Raw genomic sequence first — 3,381 nt, 5'->3', positions numbered from 1 at the left:
CCCCGGCACCCCGCCGCAGGCCCCGCAGGCGCACGCCGCGACCCAGCCCGCCCAGCCGGCCGTGCCCCCGCCCGGCGCACAGCCCGGCTACGGGTACCCGCAGCAGCAGCCGGGCTACGGCTACCCGCAGCAGCCGCCCCAGCCGAGCACCGTCCAGGCCCCCACCGCACCGCAGCCCGCCACGGGCGGCGCGGGCGGCGGCAACGACGTGCGCAACCAGTTGCTGATCGTCGGCGCGGCCGTCCTGGCCATGGCCCTCATCATCGGCGGCGGCTTCTGGTACACCTCCGGCGACGGCGGCGGCGACAACCCGCCCGCCGTCTCCGCGAGCGGCTCGCCCGACCCCAAGGCCCCCGCCCTGGCCGGCAGCGAGAAGCCCCCGGCCAACCCCAAGTCGAAGCCCCTGGTCAGCGCGACCACCCAGGTGCCGGGCTCCGAGGTGATCGGCGTCGACGGCTCCTGGCTGACCGACACCACCTACGTCAAGTCCGACCTGGGCAAGGTCGTCGGCTACAACCTCGTCGACGGCGGCAAGAAGTGGGAACTCCCGCTCGGCGCCAACGTCTGCGGGGCCACCAAGCACATCAGCGACAACAAGACGGCCATCCTCTTCGAGGAGGGCCCGCCCACCGCCGACAAGAAGTACCCCCAGTGCACCCAGGCCGGCGTCATCGACCTGAACACCGGGAAGATGGTGTGGAAGTCCACCGCCAAGTCCGCCACCGGCGGCGACAAGCCGGTGGCCTTCACCGAGATCACCCTCAGCGGCCAGACCGTCGCCGCCGGCGGCCTCTACGGCGGCGCCGCCTGGAACCTCGCCGACGGCAAGCCCCTGTGGACCCCCAAGACCGACGCACAGGGCTGCTACGACCTCGGCTACGGGGGCGGCGAGGCCCTCGCCGTGCTCCGCAAGTGCGGCGGCAACTCCGACGAGACCCTCTACGCGCAGGCCCTCGACCCCGTCAGCGGCGCGCCCAAGTACTCGTACAAGCTCTCCGCGGGCATCGAGTGGGCCGGCATCATCTCCACCAAGCCGCTCGTCATCGCCGCCAACGTCGGCAACACCGCGAAGAACGCCACCAACGTCAGCGACCTCTTCGTCCTCGACGACGCCGGCCAGCTCAAGGCCCGCATCGGCCTCTCCGCGGGCAGCTACGCGCCCCGCTGTCCGGCCACCGAGGTCGAGCAGTGCACCAACATGGTCGTCGGCAACGGCAAGGTCTACCTGCCCTCGTACGAGCACCAGGGCTCGTCGCCGACCGGCCGCACCAACGAGATCGTCTCCTTCGACCTGGAGACCGGCAAGGCCACCAGCGACCGCGCCGACGCGGGCGAGAAGTACGTCATGTACCCGCTGCGCATGGACGGGTCGAACATCATCGCCTACAAGGTGCCCCCGTACGACAACGGCGGGCAGGTCGTCAGCCTGGACGGCAAGACGATGAAGGAGACCCTGCTGATGCAGAACCCGGCCGCCGGCCGGGACCAGGAGGCCGGCTTCGCCCCGGACCGCTCCGAGATCCGCTACCACAACGGCCGCCTGTTCATGTCCGAGAGCCTGGCCAGCAAGCCGTACTCCGACAAGGAGAAGGACTACCTGTTCATCTCCTTCGCCGCGAACTGACACCCGTACGAACAGCGCGCGGACACGCGCGGAAGCCCCCGGCCGGTGACCACCGATCGGGGGCTTTCGCGCGGTAACCACCGCACCCCGTCGAACAAGCGTGTAGCTTGCCGGGTCAGAAGGATCTGGGGTGGGAGCCTTGATGGGCGTACGCGTCATGGTGGTCGACGAGCACCGTCTGCTGGCCGAGGCGCTCGCCTCGGCCCTGAAACTGCGCGGGCACCGGGTGCTCGCGGCGGCCGCGCCGGCGGCCGGAGCCGCCGAACTGGTCATCAGCCGCGCCCCGGAGGTGTGCCTGCTCGGCACCGCCACCCCCGCGGAGCCGGGGGTCTTCGAGCCGGTCGTGCGGATCAAGCGCGAGCGTCCGCAGATCGCCGTGGTGGTTCTCGGGCCGGTGCCGAGCCCCCGCGGGATCGCCGCCGCCTTCGCCGCCGGCGCCTCGGGCTACGTACGCCAGGACGAGCGCATCGAGGGCGTCGAGCGGGCCCTGGCCAAGGCGCGGGCCGGGGAGGTCGCCGTCTCCCCGCAGCTGCTGCAGGGGGCCTTCGCCGAGCTCCTCAACCCCGCCGCGCCGCCCGACGACGAGGGCAGCCGGCTGCTGCGGCTGCTGACCCCGCGCGAGGTGGAGGTGCTGGTGCGGGTCGCGGAGGGCGAGGACACCCGGCTGATCGCCGCCGGCATGGACATCGCGCCGAGCACGGCACGCACCCACGTCCAGCGGGTCCTGATGAAGCTGGGGGTGGGCTCCCGGCTGGAGGCGGCCGCGCTGGCCGCCCGTACGGGACTGCTCGACCGGGCCGCCCTGCCCGCGCAGCGGGAGCCACAGGGGCCGCAGGACGGACCGCGGCCGGCCGGGGGCTGAGCCCCCGAGCGGGCGCGATTTCCCCGGAAGCGCGGAATCCGGTAAGCCAGACACCAGCACGCGCACCCGCGTGCGTCCGCGAAAGGTAGGAGTACGAGTGAGCAAGTACCTGGTCACCGGTGGTGCGGGATACGTCGGCAGTGTCGTGGCCGCCCATCTCCTGGAGGCCGGACACGAGGTCACCGTCCTCGACGACCTCTCCACCGGCTTCGGCGAGGGCGTCCCCGAGGGCGCCACCCTCGTCAACGGGCGCATCCAGGACGCCGCCCGGTACCTGGACCCGTCCTTCGACGCCGTCCTGCACTTCGCGGCCTCCTCGCAGGTCGGCGAGTCCGTGGTGAACCCCGGCAAGTACTGGGACAACAACGTCGGCGGCACCCTCGCCCTCCTCACCGCCATGCGCGAGGCCGGGGTGCGCACCCTCGTCTTCTCCTCCACCGCCGCCACCTACGGGGAGCCCGCCGAGGGCGCGCTGACGGAGACCTCCGTGACCGCCCCCACCAACCCCTACGGCGCCTCCAAGCTGGCGGTGGACCACATGATCGCGGGGGAGTGCGCGGCACACGGCCTCGCGGCGGTCTCGCTGCGCTACTTCAACGTGGCGGGCGCCTACAAGGAGTTCGGCGAGCGCCACGACCCCGAGACCCACCTGATCCCCCTGGTCCTCCAGGTCGCCCTCGGGGAGCGCGAGTCCATCTCGGTGTTCGGCGAGGACTACCCGACCCCCGACGGCACCTGCGTACGCGACTACATCCACGTCGCCGACCTCGCCGAGGCCCACCTCGCAGCCCTGCGCGAGGCGACCCCGGGCGAGCACCTGGTCTGCAACCTCGGCAACGGCAGCGGCTTCTCGGTGCGCGAGGTCATCGAGACGGTCCGCAAGGTCACCGGCCAC

At 72.3% G+C, this 3,381-nt stretch carries 3 protein-coding genes; all 3 read left to right on the top strand.

Annotation, left to right across the window (positions count from 1 at the left end; genetic code table 11):
- A partial coding sequence (locus VR44_RS29080; RefSeq protein WP_045950594.1) for an outer membrane protein assembly factor BamB family protein occupies nt 1-1,624 on the top strand: 1,624 nt, incomplete at its 5' end.
- 142 nt (nt 1,625-1,766) lie between these two features.
- The gene (locus VR44_RS29075; RefSeq protein ID WP_045950593.1) at nt 1,767-2,486 is read left to right on the top strand and encodes a response regulator transcription factor; all 720 of its coding nucleotides are present in this window, start codon (nt 1,767-1,769) and stop codon (nt 2,484-2,486) included.
- Between the two features lie 97 nt (nt 2,487-2,583).
- Nucleotides 2,584-3,381 (top strand): UDP-glucose 4-epimerase GalE (gene galE, locus VR44_RS29070; RefSeq protein WP_045950592.1); only part of this gene is annotated, 798 nt, incomplete at its 3' end.

The organism is Streptomyces katrae, from assembly GCF_000966975.1.
Taxonomy (GTDB): domain Bacteria; phylum Actinomycetota; class Actinomycetes; order Streptomycetales; family Streptomycetaceae; genus Streptomyces; species Streptomyces katrae.
This window is presented reverse-complemented; position numbering and strand designations above follow the sequence as displayed.

Excerpts from the sequence above, each read along its gene's own strand:
- VR44_RS29075 (WP_045950593.1), top strand. The coding sequence starts at position 1,767 with ATGGGCGTACGCGTCATGGTGGTCGACGAGCACCGTCTGCTGGCCGAG.